Genomic DNA, 17920 nt, shown 5'->3' with positions numbered 1-17920 from the left:
TGGCTTCTTAGCTTAGCCGCTGACCGGCCCCGACAAGTCTCCAGGCCCGCCTCTATTGCCGCGATGCTTTCGGCAAAATAGGTCAAGATCATTGACGCGTTGGCAAGGGTGGACGCAGTCCTAGGGCCATTAAGCCTGACGTGTTGAAATCCGCTATTTACCGATGTTAGTCTTCTACTTTTACTACTCGCGCTATTTGCTCTGACGCCATCCTGATAGTGCTTTTTTGTGTTGGGGAGGACATTTATGCGAGGCTCTCGCGCAATCCTTTACGCCGAACGACTTAGCGACCTCACTTCTCAGCTCTCAGAGTTGGAAGATCTTCGAGATCTGGTCGAAGAAGCTGAACGAAGCGCCGGCGGTGTGCCTCCGTTACGCTTGGCACATCCTCCGTCACGCCGCGTTCGACGTCGTGAACGGGGCGCTTTATCTGTTCGCCTCCGTGGCCACGCGCCACTAAGCCGGAATGCAGGAGCTATCAGCCTCCCTGACAACGACAACCAAGTCGATTGGACTTTGTTGGAGCCATTCCCCGACGGGTGGTGGGCTTCCTCCTAAAGCCATTTGAAGCGCTCACTCGACGAAGAAAGAGATCGATCCAATGCCGGTGGGCTACCCACCTTGCGTTCGCCCTTCGGTTGCGATTGGATCGTCATTTTAGGATTTAATCCAATGGCGATCCACTTGCTCGTGGCGAAGGTTCTCAGGGACGAGCTATCTTCAAGGGGCATTCGATCATTAACCGCCGAAGAGTCCGAGGCGATCGCTGCTCGCATTTTCGAGCGGATTACCGAACTCGAGCTGGAACTTGCCGCCCGGGGTTTCAACAGCGGCGACCATACGCCAACGTGACGACCCGAGCAGCATGTCTGTCTACGATCCTCTCCCACACGCTGCTGCGAACGCAGCGCTCATTGCGGCGATCAGTTTGTGCATTGCCAACCTCCAACGATCAAGAAGATTAAACTTCTCCGCGCAGAGGCGTTAGAGGTCCTTGCCGATCGCATCTTGGAACAATGCCCTTCCACCATGATTGCCGCTCGATGAGGTGGCTCATTGGCATCCTGGCGGCGTTCCTGATCTGCCTCTTCATCTACGCCGGGTCAGCCTTCGTTTCGGTCTTGGGCCTGGTTTCGGCCGTGCGAAGCGCAGACGCCGCTCAGGTGATCGTCCGGACGAATCTGCCGCGGGTCCGCCATTCAATCGTTGATCAGATTGTGTCAGCTTACCTTGATCGAATTGGGCAAAGCCGGCCGGTGCGCCCGTTCGAACGGATGGCAATCAACGCATTCGGTGCGACAATTGCCGACGATCTCGCGGTCAAGCTCATGACACCAGAAAACTTGTCCGTTCTGTTGAGCAGCGGCAACGTCCGGAACGCAGCGGAAAACATCACGTTTGGGACGATGTCGTCGTTGGCCGAGCTCGACGTCTCGAACATCTTTGTTCTCGCAGGACGGATAACACTGGTGAAGCCGGTCGAGTTTGCGGTGAGGCTCGGAGAAAGTCAGGACGCCGGGAGCGTTAGCCTGCATTATGAAACGACGACCTGGAAGCTGTCCGGCATCACGTTGCCGCCAAAGGTCTTGTCCAGCATGGTGGACCGGCTACCGACGCGCTGAGCCCACCACGTTCAGAGAAGAAGCGAGGTTCGCGCTCTACTCAGCGCCACGTGCGACAACCAGCCATTGCTGGTGTGCGGGGAAGGCCTTGATGCCGGAGACGAGTTCGTCTCCTGGCAGATGAAACGCTCGCCTCGGACTTTCGAGCTCAAGTAGTCCTCCGGCGGCGCCCTTCCTTCAGCCTAGAATGATAGTTTCAACTCTCAGGCAGGGCATGCACCTGTAGGCATAGGCTGCGGGCAGGTTTGCAATTGCCGGCAGCGACGCGAGAAACTCCATTGGACGCTGACATCTGTTGCAGATGAGGGTTGGTGCCTTGTCCGTGCCACCGCCTTGCGCCATTGCTGGTCCGCCAAAAGGTGAGAACGGTAATTCCAATGGCCGGCGTTTACACCTCCGGACGACTACCGGGAGGGCCGTATCGAAAATAGGCCCCGCCAGCGTGAGCCGCTATTGCTGCTGAACCGAGACTCAGTTTTGATTTCCATCATTGCGGCCAAATTGCTTGCGGGAGGCGATCGTGAACGGCGAAGCCGGATGCACCGTTTGTAGCCAAGCTCGACTGCTCAAAGCTGTTTTCCCCCAAAGGCTACGAACTCAAGCGTTATGAATGCGCTATTTGCGGCAGCGATCTGTGGCTAGTTACGAGAGTGTCCCGACCATCCGCGCCTAAGCAGCAAGGCGGAGGATCCCGCCGAAGTACGCGGCTCAAGACCATCGAGCTGCCTTGAAAGGCGCCGCTCCTGGCGCAGCTAATCAAAAACCGAAAGCCCCGCCAGCGTGACTGGCCCCCGCAGCTTTTCCATTTCTGTACGATCAGCCGCGGCGTTCCGATTGCCATTGGAGAATGAGAGTTCCCGCGCACCCGCAGGGCGGCCGCGACAGGGCGCCATTATGACACCGATCGCTCAGACCTCCCCTGGCGGCGTCAATTCACTCGCCGCCATGCCAGCTGCACCGGGGACACGACCCCGACCTCGCACGAAGCCATTTCCCGGCTCCGCGAAATCTTGCTGAAACAGAGGGGGTCGAAAGTGGCGGAATCGAACACGGGGATGCGACATGCTAGTCCTGATGAACCTGATCTGGCGGCGCCTTGCCTACACCATGCTGGCCGGTATGCGGTCCAAGCTTGTGCGCCAATGACCAGAAGGGCGGCCGCGTAAGAAGCATCCGTGCCGCGTCTGCCAGCCCGCCCCGGAGCCCTCCCCTTGGGCGCCGCGACTTCAACCGCCCCTTCGTGAGAAAGGGGCTTTCCGTTAGACTGCGAGCGTCGAAGCCGCGACATCCCGCGGCGATGGCACCCTCTTCCAGGGGTGCGCATTTCATTGTGTGACTCATCTTTCAGTCAGGCTTGCCAAGAAGCGGCCCCAGGACGGGAAACCTGAAGCCGAATTACCTTCCCTCCGCGCCAGGCTGATAGGCGAACAAGGCTCGAGCACATGTTTTTTTTGGGGGGCTAGACCGGTCCTTGCTATCCCGAACAGGCCAACCAAGTGAACCAGCGCGTTCGTTTACCCACCTTGCGCGCCTGCTGAGCCGCTAAGGGCCGGCCATTGACTCTCGGCGACATGGCCGTGAATACCGGCATACGGCTTCAGAAGATCACCTTTGGTGAGATGCGCGAGATGGCCGAAGCGGCTCCTGATCTTCTGCCATTGGGCTCGCAACTCCTTGGCCGGAGAGGTTCGCTTGTCTGATGTCGAGCCGCGCTTTGTGCGCTGGATGCGGCAACCGAGGGGCTGAGGTCAGGCCGGATTTCAGCAGCGGCAAGCCGGCCAAATTTGCGATCTCGAACGCCCGTTAGAGGAACGAACGCGCAGAGGAAAAATTGGAGGGTTTGCTAGCTGTCTCCTTCGAGCTGGCGGAGCGGCCCCGGCATTAATCCCCAGGCACCCCAGCCGGGGTCGTCTCTTTTGGTTTGTTGGGCATCTAGTGAGGAGACACGAGAGCCGCCACGCTAAAGGCCACCACACAGGCGGCGGCCAATGACCAGAGCGTTATTCTGATATCTTTGGGCATGTCGGCTAACGCCAGGAGTTGAACCGAGTTCCTGGCCGGAGTGCTAGGGCCCGCCAGCGTGAACCGGCGGGCCTTTGATCAGATCACTGTGGAGGCTTCTTCGTCGCGGTTGGCGGCTTCACTGTGCCGCTCTTCGGGGGACCATAATTCGCTGAGCCACGAGAGCCATAGCCCCCAGCCTTGCCATCCATTTTGTTAGCCGATGCTGGCGATGTCATGAAGCCGGAGGCGATCATGGCGCCCCCGAATGCAAGAATTACGAACAGGGCAAAAGCTCTCATAATCGACATTTGCTGCTCCAATATGCATTTTGAAAAAGCCGTCACGTCGAGATGTACGTAGTTCGAGCAACCTATCCCAGACCAACCTTGCCAGCGAGTCTTTCCTCGGGCAGAGGCCCGCCGGGGTGATCCGGCGGGCTTTGTAATTTCATCAAACGAACTGAACCTTCACACTCCACGCCCATACTGATGAGTATCCGGGATTTTTTGCTAATCCCAATCTCGGGGCTGGATTGGACAAACGCCGCCGGGACAAGGTATTTTTTGCCCGGCGGCGTAATTTGCGGCGCGCGAGTTGGCGCTTGGAGTACCCATGAACATCCGTTCTGGTCTATTGCTGGCCGCGATTTGCTGCGCATTCGGAAATGCTTGCATTGCCCAAGAGGGGTCGGTGGGGCCAGACGGGCTATATCAACCCCTGCCCGAGACTTCCCCGCCCAACCAACGGACCCGCAAGCGTGCCAACGCGATGGGGCCAAAACCGTCGTCGGTGTCTAAGCCGATGACTTGGGAAGAAGAAAACGCCCGACAGCAAGCGGATGAAAATCAGCTAAAACGGAAGATGAATCTCTGCCAGCGCTGTTGAGCGACAACATCCCTAGAGATCCCCCACGAGGCGCAGTAGTTCGGGCGTGTTTGGGCCTACCAGATATCGATAGTTTGCCCGGTGCCTAAGATGCCGCTCTGATGGCGGCATGTCCGCCCCCACCACTGGGCGTTTAGGCAGTGGCAGCGACTTATCTCCTGCTCCTCAAAGGGAAAGTAACAGCCATAATGAAAAAGCCCCGGACGATGCCGGGGCTTTGTTGTTTGATCGTCAGACCGGATCAGTACCTGACGCCCGCACCGGTCCAGTTAAAGCGGTAGACCAGCGAGGTGGAGACCGTCTGGTTCCAGCTGTTGGCGCGGATGCTGTTGCCGACCGGAGCGTTGCTTACGTCGAACAATTCGTCCTGGGTCTTAGCATTGTAGAACGCCGAGCGGTACTCGGTCTTCATGAACCAGCCGGGCGAAGAGATGCCGAAGAAGTTTAAGCTATTCTCGACGCCGCCGCCGATGAACCAGCCGTTGCGGTTGTAGCTGTTGAGGTGGGCACCGACCGGGACGCCAGCGAGGTCAGTGAAGTTGGTCTGGCCGAAGTGGGCGCCCGAGTAACCGCCGTTGACGTAGGTGAGAACGTTCGGAGCGGCCAGCCAGCCGAGGCGGATACCAGCGGCCCAGGAGTCTTCCAGCTTCTGGCTGCCAGTGATGCCGAAGATCGGATCCTGGATGGTGGCGCGGATGCTGCCGAACTGACCGTCCGCGAATACACCGGCGACCCAGGTGCCGCTGAACTGCCAGTCGTAGCCAAGGCCAACGGTGCCGAACCAGCCCGAACCACCCTGGCGCTGGGTGATGGTCAACGGTGTGCCGGTGGCCGTATCCACAACGCTCTGGTCGGCATTCGAGAGACCGCCGCCGCCGCCGCCGAAGATGTAGAAGCCAGTCCAGTTAGCGACCGGAGCCGGCATCGGCGCCTTCACGTAGGGACGGGCGCCAAGGTCAGCGGCTGAGGCCGAGCCGGTCATCGCCGCAATGGCGGCCAGCGCGAGCAAAGTCTTTTTCATCTTCATGTCCCCAAGTGGAAGCGGTCAATATCTGATGGCGGTAACCTAGACGCATCCGTTAGAAATGCTGTAGCTCGGCGGCCACAGTGACGGACAAACTCCTAGTGATGCTGACAGGGGATGAGGCAAATATAGCCGATTTGGTCCGCGATAATCCGGCGGCAATATCGGCCTATCTAACTGAACAATTTGCAGAAAATGACCTATTAAAGGCAAAGAACGCGCTTAGCGTGGTCATGAAAGCCCAGAACGTCCAGATATTGGCGCGAGACGCTGGTTTGCGGAGAGACGCTCTCTACAGGACGTTTGGAGGCCGAATCGACCCGCGGCTAAGCCGAATCGTCAGGCTGTTTAGCGCAATGAACGTAAGGGCCTGCGTTGTGCCTGTGTCTGGCAGTGACAGCCCAGACGGGGCCGCGGCTCGCCTGAGTGAGGCTTTCGCTTGCGAGAATCCGGCGGATGCCATTCGAGGACTCAGCAGCGTCGTGAAAGCGCAGAACGTGACGGCGCTTGCGCACAAACTCGGGATGTTGCGAACGAATGTCTACAAGACATTTGGCGGGAAAGTTGACCCGCAGCTAAGCCGGGTTTTTAACCTCTTCACCGCTTTACAGGTGAGATTCGTGATCGAGGGCATGCAGCCCAAGGCCAGGGCTCCTCGTCCGAAACTTGGTCGTCCGCGAAAGATATCCCATGCCTCCCGCGACTAGATGCGCGCCTTGGAGACTGGGGAAGTTCAATGCGGCTGCCGCTGACAGCCGTAGGAACCTAGCATCACTACCCGGCTTGCTGTCTCGCTGGCTCTTTTCTTCGAGCTGGCGGAGCGGCCCCGGCCTTTGACCCCCAGGCAATCCAGCCGGGGTCGTGCCGCGCGACCTTGCCTTACTTGGCGGGGCTTCCTTGGGAACATAAAGCTGCGTCCAGAGTCTGCCCAGGTAGCGGCGAGACGTGCCTATGACAACAAGACAAGATTCCGTCCGATGTCCCAAGTGCGACCGACCGACACGGGTTATAGAGCGCATTTGGAACTCAAAGCCACCCGGCTTCCTCCGGATCTTCGAATGCGAATGCGGCGAGGTGGTCTGGGAAGAACAGCCACATGAGGACGTGGAGGCAGGGCCTTGAACAAGGCGCCCGCCCTACGCACGCCGATGGCCGGCAGATGAAGATTGCCTTTGGCGATATGCGCGAGATGGGATTACGCGGCGTCCTGGTCTACCGCCGCTGCGGTCACAGCGTTGCTCTCAGCGCCGATCGCTGGCCGGACGATGTTCGCTTGTCTGATATCGAGACGCGGTTTGTGTGCGCCGCATGCGGCAACCAAAGGGGCTCAGGTCAGACCGGATTTCAGCAGCGGCAAGCCGCCTCAGTTTGCGAGATCGAATGGCCGTTAGCCACACCGGAAATTCAGGCAAGCCCCGCGAGCGTGACGGCGATACCGCGCGGCCTTACTCCTTCGTCTCAGTCCAAGTCTGTGCACCGCATTCGCACTTGAACATGCGCACTATTTTACCGTTCTGCGGGTTTAGCATCCTCAACACCGATCTTGGCTTCCTGCCGCACTCGCGCAGGGCTTTGCCGGGTTAGGATCAAAGCTCGAAAAAACTTCGTTCTTGAAGTCACGTTCCACTACTATCACCACGCCGTTGAGCGACACAAAGTACCATAGTGCACACTCGTTCCAAATGATGACCCCAGAAGAATATCTCAAACTGGCGTATCGATGTCGGATCGCGCTGGAGACGGTAAAGGATGCATTCGCACGCCAGCACCTCGAAAGCATGGAACGGAGCTACCGGACGTTGGCCGATAGCGAACGAGCGCTCCGGAAGCCTGGCTGGCTCGCCGACGCGCTGGCCCAGCGCGCGGTCGACAGCGACGATGAAGCGGGCCGCCCTTGAGGGCTTCATCAGCGCCAAAGGGGCCACCGGGAATTGACTCGCGATTGAGACTCCATTCGGCGCATACTCGTTCCATCATCGGCATCCGCACCGAGGCATTACCGGTGACTGAGAGTGTTGGGCTCCCGCCTTGAGGGAAGCACCCATGACCCAATCTGAACACCTGCCGCCCGCCTTTGCACCCATCGCATTGCAGCGCCCCGCCTGTCCGAGGTGCAAATCTTCGATGATGCTGGTCAGTATCGAGCTAGAACGCCCAAGCGTGGACTTGCATACGTTTCAGTGCGCTGTCTGCACCACGTACTTACGACCCTTGCCGCGTGCGAAGATCCTATGCATTCCAAAGTGGGCCGGTGCCTTCAAGGCGATTTGCCTCCGCCGAAATAAGGTTCTGCGTGAATGAACCGGCGGCCTTGCCGGTGGTAATCGCGCGAGCGGCGGACGGAATAGGACCAATGTCCTTGTTTTGGAGCGTTGAGATCGGGATTCATGAGCAACGCCCGTGCCAACCGATATCGCAGATTAGCCCTCGCTTCTGGCGACAAGGCTAACGTTGACCTGCTTCTTAAGCTCGCAGATGAATGCGATCGAGGGATTCTCTGCATCGCTGAATGGCGCTTAGCTCCCTACACAAGCGCGCAATCCCCGAAGGCGGCCGACGAAAGGTTGCATTCTTTTGCGTGGGAACCTTCAAATGACGGTCGTTGAAAGTGGTTCTTATTCCGGTCGAACGCCCGAGTCTAACAAGCCGTCACAAGCAGCAACGTTTGGCTGCGTTGCCAATCTTTTCCCAAAGTCGGCTCAATCACTTTGAGAGGAGTGCCAATCGCCATAGTGGCACCGGCTGCCACCAGAACAACGGCTGTCAGTGCGAACATTCGAGAGGTCGTCCAATTAGCATTCATGGCGCTTCCCTCCACCTGAAGCGCGCACACTATGCTTGGCGATATCTGCCACTTGTGAACTACTTCACACGATGCGCATCACACCCGCGTGCAGGGGGCCCGCCAGCGTGAACCGTACTCCTTCCTACTTTCGCGTAAATACTCAGGCTGAAGGTGAGTAAGTGATCCACATTGTCGCCTGGACCTGGCAGGAGCGGCTCCGAACCGTGCCTTTCATGGTTCCATTTTGATTGTAGCGTCAACCTTATTCAACCATAGCGTTGGTGGTAAGCGGCTCGATGGGAGAAATCGATGCTCAACAACATCGATCGCAGCGCGAAGCTGGCGCAACTGTCGCCAACAGGTTGGGCTTTCTGTTTCGGGCCTGTTTCTTTTTGTATGGTACTGTGTCCCTTGGTGATCGGACGCCGCTGCGTGCTCGGTCTTTGCGGGTTTCAATCGACGCAGAGCCAGCGCGCCACGCGGCCCGCAATCGCGGACTGGCGGACACCTGTTTTTCCACACACGCGACGCGCAGTAGCTCGCGCGCGTTTCGCAGCGACGGCGGTGGTTGCCCTTAATCTCTCCGCCGCTCAGCCCGAGCGTCGATATACAACACCGACGCGAATGTGACGGCTAAAGCCAAAACGGCAATTCCGCCAGTAACCAAAAAGCCTGCCACCATAGCGCGACCGGTATTTCTGCGGGTCTCGGGGCGGCAATTCACGTTGTGGTACAAGCCTGAAACAAATAGGCATAAACGGCGCAATTCCTCACGGATGTCGCACCTCGGTTACAGCATTTGCCCATTGGAGTTGCTAGCTGTGCGCGGTCAGCGGAGGTCCCAGCATGTCAGCCGATTTCGCTCAGAGCCGCAAATGGAACGAAGACCCCGCGAAGGTGGCCCCAGATCAGGTCCGCACGGTCCGTCCTCATCCGCCCACTTCCAATGTGGCCGAGGCGGCAAACTCTGCGGACGGTCCTTCTGATTACTTGCCCGGCAAATGGAGCTGGGGGCCGGCGAGGTCTTCAATCGACTGGTAGAGAACCTGCGCCGCACAGGATGCTCTCGTGCTTCCGCTCGGTGATACTACCGCCTACGCTCCGCCCGAGCGTCGAGATATTTCGCCGCTACGAACGTGAGGCCTAGAGCCAAAACGCCTACGCCGCCGGTAATCAACAGCCCTGCCATCATAGGCGCCAGTATTCTCGCGCAGGCACCAGGACGGCAATACACCAATAGTAACGAATTGAAACAGCTAACCCGGCCGTGAACGGACCGGCCGCAACGGCCCAACTGCACCTTTCTCGTTTCTGACACCCCGGATGGCTATCCCGCGATAGGCCCAATCACGGTTCGGGGACGCCCATTCTTTTTTCTGAGCGGTTCGGGTGGGGTGCCGGAGCAATTCAAGAGCAGGCCCGTGTTGCACAAGCCGTGCGCGATCGAAAATGCTAAGCCGGACTATCGACGCGATCTGGCCGAACCGGCAGCCTGATGATGCTCAAGGGTAAGGCGGCGGACGAGGGGCCAGGCGTGCGAAGGCGCCCAAAAGAGGTGAGCAAAATTCGCGACGGCACCGTGTTGGTCATCGTTTCGGTCATCCCGCGCCCTCCTCGTATCGCCGTCACTGACCGCAACGCTCGACGCCTCCCGCTTCTAGCGATCTGTGAAGGGAGCCAGGATCGCCCTGTACGTCGGTGACGATCTGATCGCAAAATTGGAAAATTCTATTGTCTTTCAAGGCTTCGACGCGGTGGCGAACGCGCTAGACAGCTGTTGCAAAACTAGCAACCCTATGCCGCGCCATCTCGGCGCCGGTGGCATCAACCACGATTACGAGCGTGCCCGCATCACGGTCATATGCGGGATCGCTGGCGATGTCCCGAGCGACGCGGGCGCCGTACTGAACGGCTAGCTCAGCGGAGCGAAATAGCTCCCCCACATCGTCCGCCAGTGTCTCGCCGTCGTGTAAAATCGGGAAGTAGTATCGTCGCATAGCCGCGGCCCTCGTCCTTGAGCCGCGATCATGCCCACACGTCGGGACAGCGCGCATCTGTCAAAAACGGCAGGTCCTGGGAAGCGGATCACCGGGCGCCCTCCTCCACAGCCCCCCGTCGCGTGTGGCGTCGGTGACCCGCAGCAACAACGCTCGGCCCGCTAGACAGCCTGGTAACACTCCCCGACCTTGTCCCGCGGGGCACTTGGCTGGCACCGACAACCTACCAGAGCCGCCTCAATCGGCTTTGAACACCACGCCGATGCGAGTATCACTGGACCAAACGAGACGACAATCTCTGATAATACGGTCTCTTTCCAACATCATCTTGAATGTGGCAGGCATGTGCAGCTTCGTCGATAACTCGATCCCAGCACCGTCCTCCGAGATATTGAACACGCGGCAACGTCGGCTGCCGCCATCTCCAAAAATGTAGGCTGCTAAGTCGACCTCCGAACGATCGTTCTTCCGGCGATCGGACATGATTATCCTTGTGTTGACGCGGCTGTCTCGGGTCCTTCATTGGTCGAGACTATTTCAAGCAATCTAAACTGCCTCGCGATCCGCGTTGCCAAGCCCGACCGCTCTTTAGCCAGCTCTCTCTCACAGTCGGATACGTCGTGTCCGTCTCGCTTAAGGACCTCGATCAGGATTATTTGGCTCTGAACATAGATCACCTTGTCAGCGATCTCTCGCGTCACACAGCCAACTCGTCATCATTATCTGATGGCACGGCGATCTCCTTGGTCAGACTGATCACGCGCAGAAAGGCGCTATTTTGCATGCCCAATACTTACAGATCGTTACGCGGGTACCCGAGACTGCCTTATCTTGGGTCGAGGTTACACGTGTCCCTGGGTTTGCGAGCGCGAGTCGGGCGACGTCCACGCTCCTGAACTTATCGTTTACGATCTTGACTTACGATGACGCTCCGCAGCGCTTTTGCTGGCATGAACGATGTCCAACAATCGACAAGAGATCCGCCCGTGGTCGCGCGAAGAAGAAGCGCGACTGCTTGCGCTACACGACGAGGGCATGACTGCGACCGAGCTCGGCGAGCGCTTGGGTCGCAGTCGCCAGGCCGTCTACGGTCGGTTACAACGTTTCCGCAAGCAGCGAGGCCGAGTAAGCCGCACCAACGGACGCGCCTTTGCCCAATGGATCGGTTAACCGAGAGTCCTCCCCCGCCCTTCCCATCTTCGCGTCTTTGACTGCAGCCGCAACGCTTTTTGGGTTTGTCGTTTCTCTTCATCGACGCAATGCTTGATGGATCATCGGACTGGTTTCAGAAAGGAAGAAAGCCCGCCAGGTGCGTTAGCTAGCGGGCGTCCAGCCGGAAGTCGCAGCGAGTTCACCATTGCGACCGACGAATATGAACGGAACAAGGTTTACACTTTGTTAGCGGTGGCTGCGTAGCGTGTTGCTTGGGACGGGGCCGTGGGGGACATACGCGGCCTTGTGCTCGGGGTGAGAGCCCGCCAGCTAGCCAGCCCCGGCGGCGCTCTCCCTCAGCATAGATGGTTCGGATTTCATTACTAATTTGAATTGTGATTTAGATCATATTTCCCTTGCCCAATGGCCCGGTATGCTGCCCCACCGGGGCTGGCTCCATACCTCACTTAGATCTTTTCACCCGGCATTTTTTGACAATGAGGCCGCAGCGGGCCCCCCTGCTGCGGCCTTCGTTTACGGTGCTTAGCTCTAGGATCAACCCGGCTGGCGCCATTTCATACGAGTGCTGATTGCCCTTGGAGAACGGATTGTGCCCAAAGCAAATTGCCTGATCGTTCGTGCTGCCGGAAGACAACTGGACCTTTTACGCGGCGAAGCGTCTCGCATAGCGAGAGGCAATAATGTCGATTGGTGGATTGATCGCGCGGAGGTCGGAGCTCGTTTCTGGTTCGAGGATGCAAAGGCAAAAGAGTCATTCGCTCTCGCGTGTGACAACCTCGGTATTTCCTGCCAAGACGGCTAGTCTACAGTCCATGCTGTAAGCCGATCGCAGTCGGAAACCATTCTAGCAGCGCTAATCCGGCCCCGTACCTGGAGGTCCGCACCTTCGATCCAAAGCACGGGAGCCGAGCGCGTCGGCGCCGCCGCCGACAGCGGGGCTTATGAAGCACGCATCTGTGAAGGGAGCAACAGAGTTGGCGTAGTTCGATCAGCGCTCGAGCAGCCATTGCCCCGGCGGTGCCTTGCTTTTCTCGATGCTGGAGGTATGCGGTCCTTAGCTCGTTCACCGATGACATGCTGACGCCTACCAGCTAACGAGAAGGCCGCCCTCTGAGGCGGCCCCTCGCTTCCGCTCTCAGCCGAGTGGCACGGCTTTCCCGACATCTGCGCGGCGCGTCTGGCCCTCGGGCCAGTCGTACATCTGGACGCCGTGAACTACGCTGGGGCGGTGCTACGAGGCGACGGTGGAGCAACAAGGGCGCGCGACGAGCGGCACCCGCCAAGAAAATGGATGGGTTCAATCCCGACACTCTGTAGCTGAGCGACGGCCGCTAGGGCAGCTTCGTAGCTAATCACCGTAGCAATTTACACGCAGCTTCACTGAAGCGCCAAGAAGCGTTGCCCTCGCAGCATCTTGCGACTGATGGTGAGGAGGAGTGGATATCCTCTAACTTCCGAAGTTTGGAAGTTTGGGGATTATCGACAGAAGCACTCGGACCGAAAACGTTCCGCGAGCCTCCTCCTGGTCGCAACAAAGCGCCCGCCAGGTCCAGGTTAGATGTGCTCCGTGCCGCGAGCTCGTCGAAGTCGCTCATCCAGTTTCGTCAGCCGAGTTTCCTTGCTCGCTTGATGCTTGCATCCGGATGGAACGTTGGATGTTGCACCCGCATTAAGAGGCGTCGGCACACTTGCCGGCACACAAGAGGAGACTCATCAATGAGGAAGATTTATCTAGGAGTACCGATCAGCGCCGCATTGTTGGCTATCGGTGCATTCGCAAACGCACAAGGAACTTCGACGGGTGGGTCGAGTGGTCACGATCTCAAACAATGCTGGGACGTGGCTAATAGGGTGGTTCGGGACGTTAGCGGCGCCACCGCAACTGGACCATCCGGAAATACCACTGTCGGCGCAACAACATCACCCGGGTCAAGCTCTGGCACTTCTTCTTCCGCTGCTTCTTCCGGCACGAGTGCCAACGCCAATGCTTCCTCGCGCCCAGCAGGAATGCCCGACTGCTAAGCGATCCGATCGCGCCCGTAAAAGTGCTGATCCTGGTACTCCCCCGTTCAACGGGGGTTTTTTTGTCGCCGAGACGGCTCCCCAGCCGCAAGACAGGGTAGACTTCGGTAAGAGGCGCTGACATTCACTGCCGTGCCCGGTAAGTATTCCGTCGTTGCACAAGACGTGATCCCGCGTACTCTACGAATGGGTTGGTGCACCACAGCCAGTCCGGTCAGCGTAGCTTCTTGTGAGAAGAGCGAGAGAAGTTGGCGCGCACCTGATAGGTGGTAGCGAAGAAGCGCCGCATTGAACGGCGAAACTCCTCGGAGGCGGCCGACTCAGTCCACAAACATAAAAAAGCGGGAGGAACTCTACATGAAGAAGCAGTGGCGTTATTCTTTTTTCCCTGTTGTTGTTGTTATTGGTGTGACGCCCATGGCGTCGGGGGCGTTTGCGCAATCCGTGGACACGGCCCGGATTGAATCCGCCGGTCAGAACGATTGGCTGACCTATCATGGCTCATACAAGTCGTATCACTACAGCCCGCTAGCACAGATCAATCCCAGTAACGTAAGCAACCTGGGCGTTGCCTGGATCCATATTCCAGGACGTTCCACGCGAGGGCTGCAATCGATGCCTCTCGCGGCCGACGGCGTACTCTACTACACTGGGTCCTATAGCCGCACGTTTGCACTGAACGGCGCTACCGGTGAGGTGATCTGGTCTTACTTCCCCGAGTTGGACGAGGCCTTGATCGCGCGGCAGACCCACTCCCCCTATAATCGCGGTGCCGCCATCGGCGACGGAAAGGTCTACGTCGGAACAATGGACGGCCGCCTCATCGCGCTGGACATGAAGACCGGAAAGGTCATGTGGGACACCAAGCTGGTCGATTCCCAGAAGCTGACCGTTGGTTTCACCGGAGCGCCACTTTACGCCAAGGGCACGGTGGTGATCGGCGCGCAAGGCGGCGAATGGCCTGGCCGGGGCCCGATCTTCGGTGTTGATGCAGCAACCGGCAAGAAGAAATGGGAATTCCTGACGGTTGCCGGCACCGACGACGCCATAAAGACCTGGGGCAATGACTCGTGGCGGACCGGCGGCGGCGGCGGCTGGATGCCTGGCACCTACGACGGCGAGACAAATACAATTCTGTGGGGCACTGCAAACCCGGCTCCGCTCTACGACTGGTCGGGAGCCGATTACAAGACGCAAGGGGCGCGTCCCGGAGACAATCTCTATACCTCCTCAGTCATTGCGCTCGACATCGACACCGGCAAGCTGAAATCCTATCATCAGGAGCTACCTCACGACGCCTGGGACTTTGATAGCGCGGTCGGCGAGTTCGTGATGCTCGATCGCGATGGCCAGAAGTACATCGTTCATCCGAACAAAAGCGGATACATCTTTGTTTACGACCGCAACCTCAGCGTCAAAAACGTATGGCGGATCACGCAGAACAGCAATTTCGTCAAGGATATTGATCCCAAGACGGGTGAGCTAATCGGCCGCCGCGACTTCACCGCCGGGAAGGCTTCCGAACCATTGTGCCCTCACATATCTGGTGGGGTGAGCTGGAATTCCGGATCGTATAACCCGAAGACCGGCCTGTATTACAAGCTCGGCCAGGAATGGTGCATGACGCTCGAAGTTCAGAAGACGACTCCGATCGTTGCTCCTCAGGCCCAACTCAACATCGGAGCCGACTTCAAGATCGCTCCGCCGCCCGGCGGTGAGATCTACGGCCATCTGGACGCGCGCGATCCCATCACGGGCGCCAAGAAGTGGGAAGTGCGCTTCCCCGAGCCGCCGCTCGGAAGCGTATTGTCGACTGGAGGCAATCTGGTGTTCGTGCCGGACTCGCGCGGCACGGTCCATGCCTACGATGCTGACTCCGGTGCCGAATTGTGGAGCCATGGCGACGGCACCGGCCATCAGGGCGGCATCATCAGCTATGCCGTTAATGGCAAGCAGTACATCGCGGTCGTCGCCGGCTTCGGTGGCATGGCGTCGGATGACTACGCGCCGACTTTCGGTGGCGTCTACAAGAGCATGCCTCGCGACGACGGCGCGCTCATCGTCTACAGTCTGAAATGATGTTCGTGACGCCGGGAGGGAGCGGCTTGACACCGCTCCCTCTGTCAAAGCGAAGGTCGGCGCAACTTGTACCCTGAGAGTTAGGACGGGCCGGTATGCGATTGGCTTGGAAGATCTTGACGTTGTCGACCTTAACACTGGCCGCGCTCAGTACCATTTCCAGCTTGCCCTCTCGCGCGCAGCAACCTACTCCGGGCGCTCCGGATAACCAACAGCTCGATGTCGGGCAGTTGTTCGCGACCACCTGTGGCTGGTGTCACTCCGACGGCGGTCGCGCTGCCGGTAAGGGGCCGCAGCTCATGGATAGCAAGCGAGATGACGACTTCATCCGGAACCGCATCAAGAACGGCAAGGAAGGCGCGATGCCGGCTTTCGGCGCGACGTTCAGCGATGCGGAAATCGACGAAATCACCAAATACATCCGCGCCCTGAAGCCCCATGAAGGCTAGGCGACATTGATCCACACAGGGGTTTCATGAAGACCTATCTTGCCCTCTTGGTCGGCGCCCTGCTGGGACTAGCCAATGTGGCACAGGCCCGTTCTCTCGATGCAATCCGCAGCTCCGGTGTGCTTGGACTATGCGCTCACCCCAACTCGCTTCCTTTCGCCAACAAGGCCGGTGACCCTCCCGGATTTCAGATCGAGTTGGGCAACGCGTTCGCGCGCGAGCTTGGGGTCTCACTGAGGTCAGACTGGATCATCACTCAATACCAGATGCGGAGCGCGGGCTGCGACATCGTGCTCGACATTATCGCCGACCGCGAGGCGCAGGGCGAGACCAATCTGAGGATATCGAAGGCGTATTACCGCACGGGCGTTGCGCTGGCAGTTCCTCATGGAAGCAAACTCACCTCCTTCAAGAGTCTCGATGAGCACTCGAAAGTTGGTGTCCTGGTCGGATCTATGGCGGCCATGACCCTCGGTCGGCGCCACGTGCCCACCTCGACGTTTGGTTTCGAGGTCGACAGCCTAGAGGCTCTTGCCAATCATGAGATTGATGCGGCAGCGGTCACCCCGACGACGGCCAGCTATTTCAATTTGACGCATCCGGACAAGGCGGTACGCATTCTCGAACTCGACGAGAACGAGGCGAACCTTAACTGGAATGTTGCTGTTGGCATGGTGCGCCCGGATGACCAGTTGCGTGAAGCTATCGACGGAGCCCTGGACCGGTTGCGAACCGACGGTACGATCAATCGGATATACGAGCGCTACGGTGTCGTCCTACAAGCGCCAAGATAGCCCAGTATGCCGGCGGAACTCAGCAGGCGAACTGTTTTAGGATTCAGCGCGGCTGGGGCGATGATGACAATCGATTCGACATTCGGTGGAGAGGTGCGGAAAATTGGCCTGCAGCTCTACACGGTTCGTGACCTGCTGAAGGTCGATTTTGAGGGGACCCTGAGGAGAGTTGCCATTCTCGGATACAGCGAGGTGGAGTTTGCAGGCATTCTCGGCTCAGACGTCAGCCACACCCGTAAGCTCCTGCTAGGCCTGGGTCTCACTGCCCCATCACTGCATATCGACTACCCCAGTCTGCGGGACAATGCCCAACCATCGTTCGAGATCGCTCATTTGCTCGGCAGCCGGTTTGTCATTTGTCCATGGTTGGATCCGTCGGTACGGAAGACCACCGATGATTGGAAGCGGATCTGCGATAATCTGAACACGATTGGTCAATTAGCGTCGCGGTCGAACTTGACCCTCGCCTATCATAATCATGACTTCGAGTTTGCTGCCCTGCCCGGTGGCATCCAGCCGTATGATGTTTTGCTGAGGCGCACGGACGAGCGCTTGGTCAAGTTCGAGCTCGATGTTTATTGGGCAACCAAAGGAAATCTCGATTCTGCGCGCGTCTTGAGGGCAAATCCATCGCGGTTTCCACTGGTTCATCTCAAGGACATGGCAAAAGATGGTTCGACCACCGAACTAGGTCGCGGCACGATCGACTTTGCCAGCATACTCGAAGCTGCGCGCCAGAGCGGCGTGAGACATGTTCTCGTCGAACAGGATGTTTCAACTGATCCGCTGCGGAGCATAGAGACAAGCATCGCATTTCTTCGGAACCAGCCATATCTTTCGCGCGGGTTCATTCGGCCACGCACACCGTAATGCTTGTGATCAACCACACCTGATCGTGACTCCCCTGGAACCCCTGGAGGAACTAGCATGTCGGTGCCGGCGGTCCCCTTGCCGGCCCAAGCGAGAGGCTAGACCCCAGTTTCCCCGACCCGGAGCTGGGGCTTTTTTTGAACCCGTTTGGCTCACTCATCCCTACGCGATCGACCTCGGGGCGGGTGCGCACAGCGAGATGCGCCCCATTCCCCT

At 58.5% G+C, this 17920-nt stretch carries 14 protein-coding genes; 11 read left to right on the top strand and 3 right to left on the bottom strand.

Annotated features, from left to right (window positions below):
• Positions 1 to 672: 672 nt before the first annotated feature.
• The 3 genes from RX329_RS22870 (at position 673) to RX329_RS22860 (ending at position 4511) form a co-directional block, all read left to right on the top strand.
• Entirely contained in the window at positions 673 to 852 is a 180-nt protein-coding gene (locus RX329_RS22870; protein WP_247403251.1) for a hypothetical protein, read from the top strand.
• A 191-nt stretch (positions 853 to 1043) separates the two neighbouring features.
• Positions 1044 to 1622, top strand: coding sequence for a DUF2939 domain-containing protein (locus tag RX329_RS22865; RefSeq protein ID WP_085384865.1), 579 nt, complete (start codon positions 1044 to 1046; stop codon positions 1620 to 1622).
• A 2616-nt stretch (positions 1623 to 4238) separates the two neighbouring features.
• On the top strand, positions 4239 to 4511 hold the full coding sequence (locus RX329_RS22860; RefSeq protein ID WP_317244300.1) for a hypothetical protein: 273 nt from the start codon (positions 4239 to 4241) through the stop codon (positions 4509 to 4511).
• A gap of 241 nt (positions 4512 to 4752) precedes the next feature.
• Here the strand turns inward: RX329_RS22860 and RX329_RS22855 are convergent, their stop codons facing one another.
• Positions 4753 to 5532: a porin family protein gene (locus tag RX329_RS22855; protein ID WP_317244299.1), complete on the bottom strand. Its 780-nt coding sequence runs from the start codon at positions 5530 to 5532 to the stop codon at positions 4753 to 4755.
• Between the two features lie 86 nt (positions 5533 to 5618).
• On the opposite strand from RX329_RS22855, the gene RX329_RS22850 reads away from it, so the two are divergent.
• The 3 genes from RX329_RS22850 to RX329_RS22840 all read left to right on the top strand — a co-directional run bounded on the left by RX329_RS22850 (position 5619) and on the right by RX329_RS22840 (position 7433).
• Complete coding sequence (locus RX329_RS22850) at positions 5619 to 6242, top strand: transcriptional regulator (RefSeq protein WP_317244298.1); 624 nt, start codon at positions 5619 to 5621, stop codon at positions 6240 to 6242.
• A gap of 452 nt (positions 6243 to 6694) precedes the next feature.
• Complete coding sequence (locus tag RX329_RS22845; protein WP_317244297.1) at positions 6695 to 7027, top strand: hypothetical protein; 333 nt, start codon at positions 6695 to 6697, stop codon at positions 7025 to 7027.
• Positions 7028 to 7145: 118 nt separating this feature from the next.
• On the top strand, positions 7146 to 7433 hold the full coding sequence (locus RX329_RS22840) for a hypothetical protein (protein ID WP_317244296.1): 288 nt from the start codon (positions 7146 to 7148) through the stop codon (positions 7431 to 7433).
• A 2653-nt stretch (positions 7434 to 10086) separates the two neighbouring features.
• Here the strand turns inward: RX329_RS22840 and RX329_RS41995 are convergent.
• Both RX329_RS41995 and RX329_RS22835 read right to left on the bottom strand, forming a co-directional pair.
• A complete protein-coding gene (locus RX329_RS41995; RefSeq protein ID WP_410706044.1) occupies positions 10087 to 10317 on the bottom strand; it encodes a DUF6894 family protein in 231 nt (76 codons plus the stop codon).
• A gap of 237 nt (positions 10318 to 10554) precedes the next feature.
• Positions 10555 to 10800, bottom strand: coding sequence for a PilZ domain-containing protein (locus RX329_RS22835; RefSeq protein WP_317244295.1), 246 nt, complete (start codon positions 10798 to 10800; stop codon positions 10555 to 10557).
• Between the two features lie 474 nt (positions 10801 to 11274).
• On the opposite strand from RX329_RS22835, the gene RX329_RS41990 reads away from it, so the two are divergent.
• The 5 genes from RX329_RS41990 (at position 11275) to RX329_RS22815 (ending at position 17704) form a co-directional block, all read left to right on the top strand.
• Positions 11275 to 11487, top strand: a complete 213-nt coding sequence (locus tag RX329_RS41990; RefSeq protein ID WP_410706043.1) for a helix-turn-helix domain-containing protein — start codon at positions 11275 to 11277, stop codon at positions 11485 to 11487.
• A gap of 2382 nt (positions 11488 to 13869) precedes the next feature.
• The gene (locus tag RX329_RS22830; RefSeq protein WP_085385785.1) at positions 13870 to 15591 is read left to right on the top strand and encodes a pyrroloquinoline quinone-dependent dehydrogenase; all 1722 of its coding nucleotides are present in this window, start codon (positions 13870 to 13872) and stop codon (positions 15589 to 15591) included.
• A gap of 116 nt (positions 15592 to 15707) precedes the next feature.
• On the top strand, positions 15708 to 16040 hold the full coding sequence (locus RX329_RS22825; protein ID WP_094183748.1) for a c-type cytochrome: 333 nt from the start codon (positions 15708 to 15710) through the stop codon (positions 16038 to 16040).
• 26 nt (positions 16041 to 16066) lie between these two features.
• Entirely contained in the window at positions 16067 to 16834 is a 768-nt protein-coding gene (locus tag RX329_RS22820) for a substrate-binding periplasmic protein (protein WP_085385783.1), read from the top strand.
• A 6-nt stretch (positions 16835 to 16840) separates the two neighbouring features.
• The gene (locus RX329_RS22815; RefSeq protein WP_247409582.1) at positions 16841 to 17704 is read left to right on the top strand and encodes a sugar phosphate isomerase/epimerase family protein; all 864 of its coding nucleotides are present in this window, start codon (positions 16841 to 16843) and stop codon (positions 17702 to 17704) included.
• The last annotated feature ends 216 nt before the right edge of the window (positions 17705 to 17920 follow it).

The organism is Bradyrhizobium sp. BWC-3-1 (assembly GCF_032917965.1).
GTDB lineage: Bacteria > Pseudomonadota > Alphaproteobacteria > Rhizobiales > Xanthobacteraceae > Bradyrhizobium > Bradyrhizobium canariense_D.
The sequence above is the reverse complement of the archived record's forward strand: the minus strand, read 5'-3'. Positions and strand labels throughout refer to the sequence as shown.

What these genes read in the sequence shown, in the direction of transcription:
- RX329_RS22870 (WP_247403251.1), top strand. Translation starts at nt 673, where the DNA reads ATGGCGATCCACTTGCTCGTGGCGAAGGTTCTCAGGGACGAGCTATCT.
- RX329_RS22815 (WP_247409582.1), top strand. Translation starts at nt 16,841, where the DNA reads ATGCCGGCGGAACTCAGCAGGCGAACTGTTTTAGGATTCAGCGCGGCT.
- RX329_RS22830 (WP_085385785.1), top strand. Translation starts at nt 13,870, where the DNA reads ATGAAGAAGCAGTGGCGTTATTCTTTTTTCCCTGTTGTTGTTGTTATT.
- RX329_RS22860 (WP_317244300.1), top strand. Translation starts at nt 4,239, where the DNA reads ATGAACATCCGTTCTGGTCTATTGCTGGCCGCGATTTGCTGCGCATTC.
- RX329_RS22845 (WP_317244297.1), top strand. Translation starts at nt 6,695, where the DNA reads ATGAAGATTGCCTTTGGCGATATGCGCGAGATGGGATTACGCGGCGTC.
- RX329_RS22865 (WP_085384865.1), top strand. Translation starts at nt 1,044, where the DNA reads ATGAGGTGGCTCATTGGCATCCTGGCGGCGTTCCTGATCTGCCTCTTC.
- RX329_RS41990 (WP_410706043.1), top strand. Translation starts at nt 11,275, where the DNA reads ATGTCCAACAATCGACAAGAGATCCGCCCGTGGTCGCGCGAAGAAGAA.
- RX329_RS22835 (WP_317244295.1), bottom strand. Translation starts at nt 10,800, where the DNA reads ATGTCCGATCGCCGGAAGAACGATCGTTCGGAGGTCGACTTAGCAGCC.
- RX329_RS41995 (WP_410706044.1), bottom strand. Translation starts at nt 10,317, where the DNA reads ATGCGACGATACTACTTCCCGATTTTACACGACGGCGAGACACTGGCG.
- RX329_RS22855 (WP_317244299.1), bottom strand. Translation starts at nt 5,532, where the DNA reads ATGAAAAAGACTTTGCTCGCGCTGGCCGCCATTGCGGCGATGACCGGC.
- RX329_RS22820 (WP_085385783.1), top strand. Translation starts at nt 16,067, where the DNA reads ATGAAGACCTATCTTGCCCTCTTGGTCGGCGCCCTGCTGGGACTAGCC.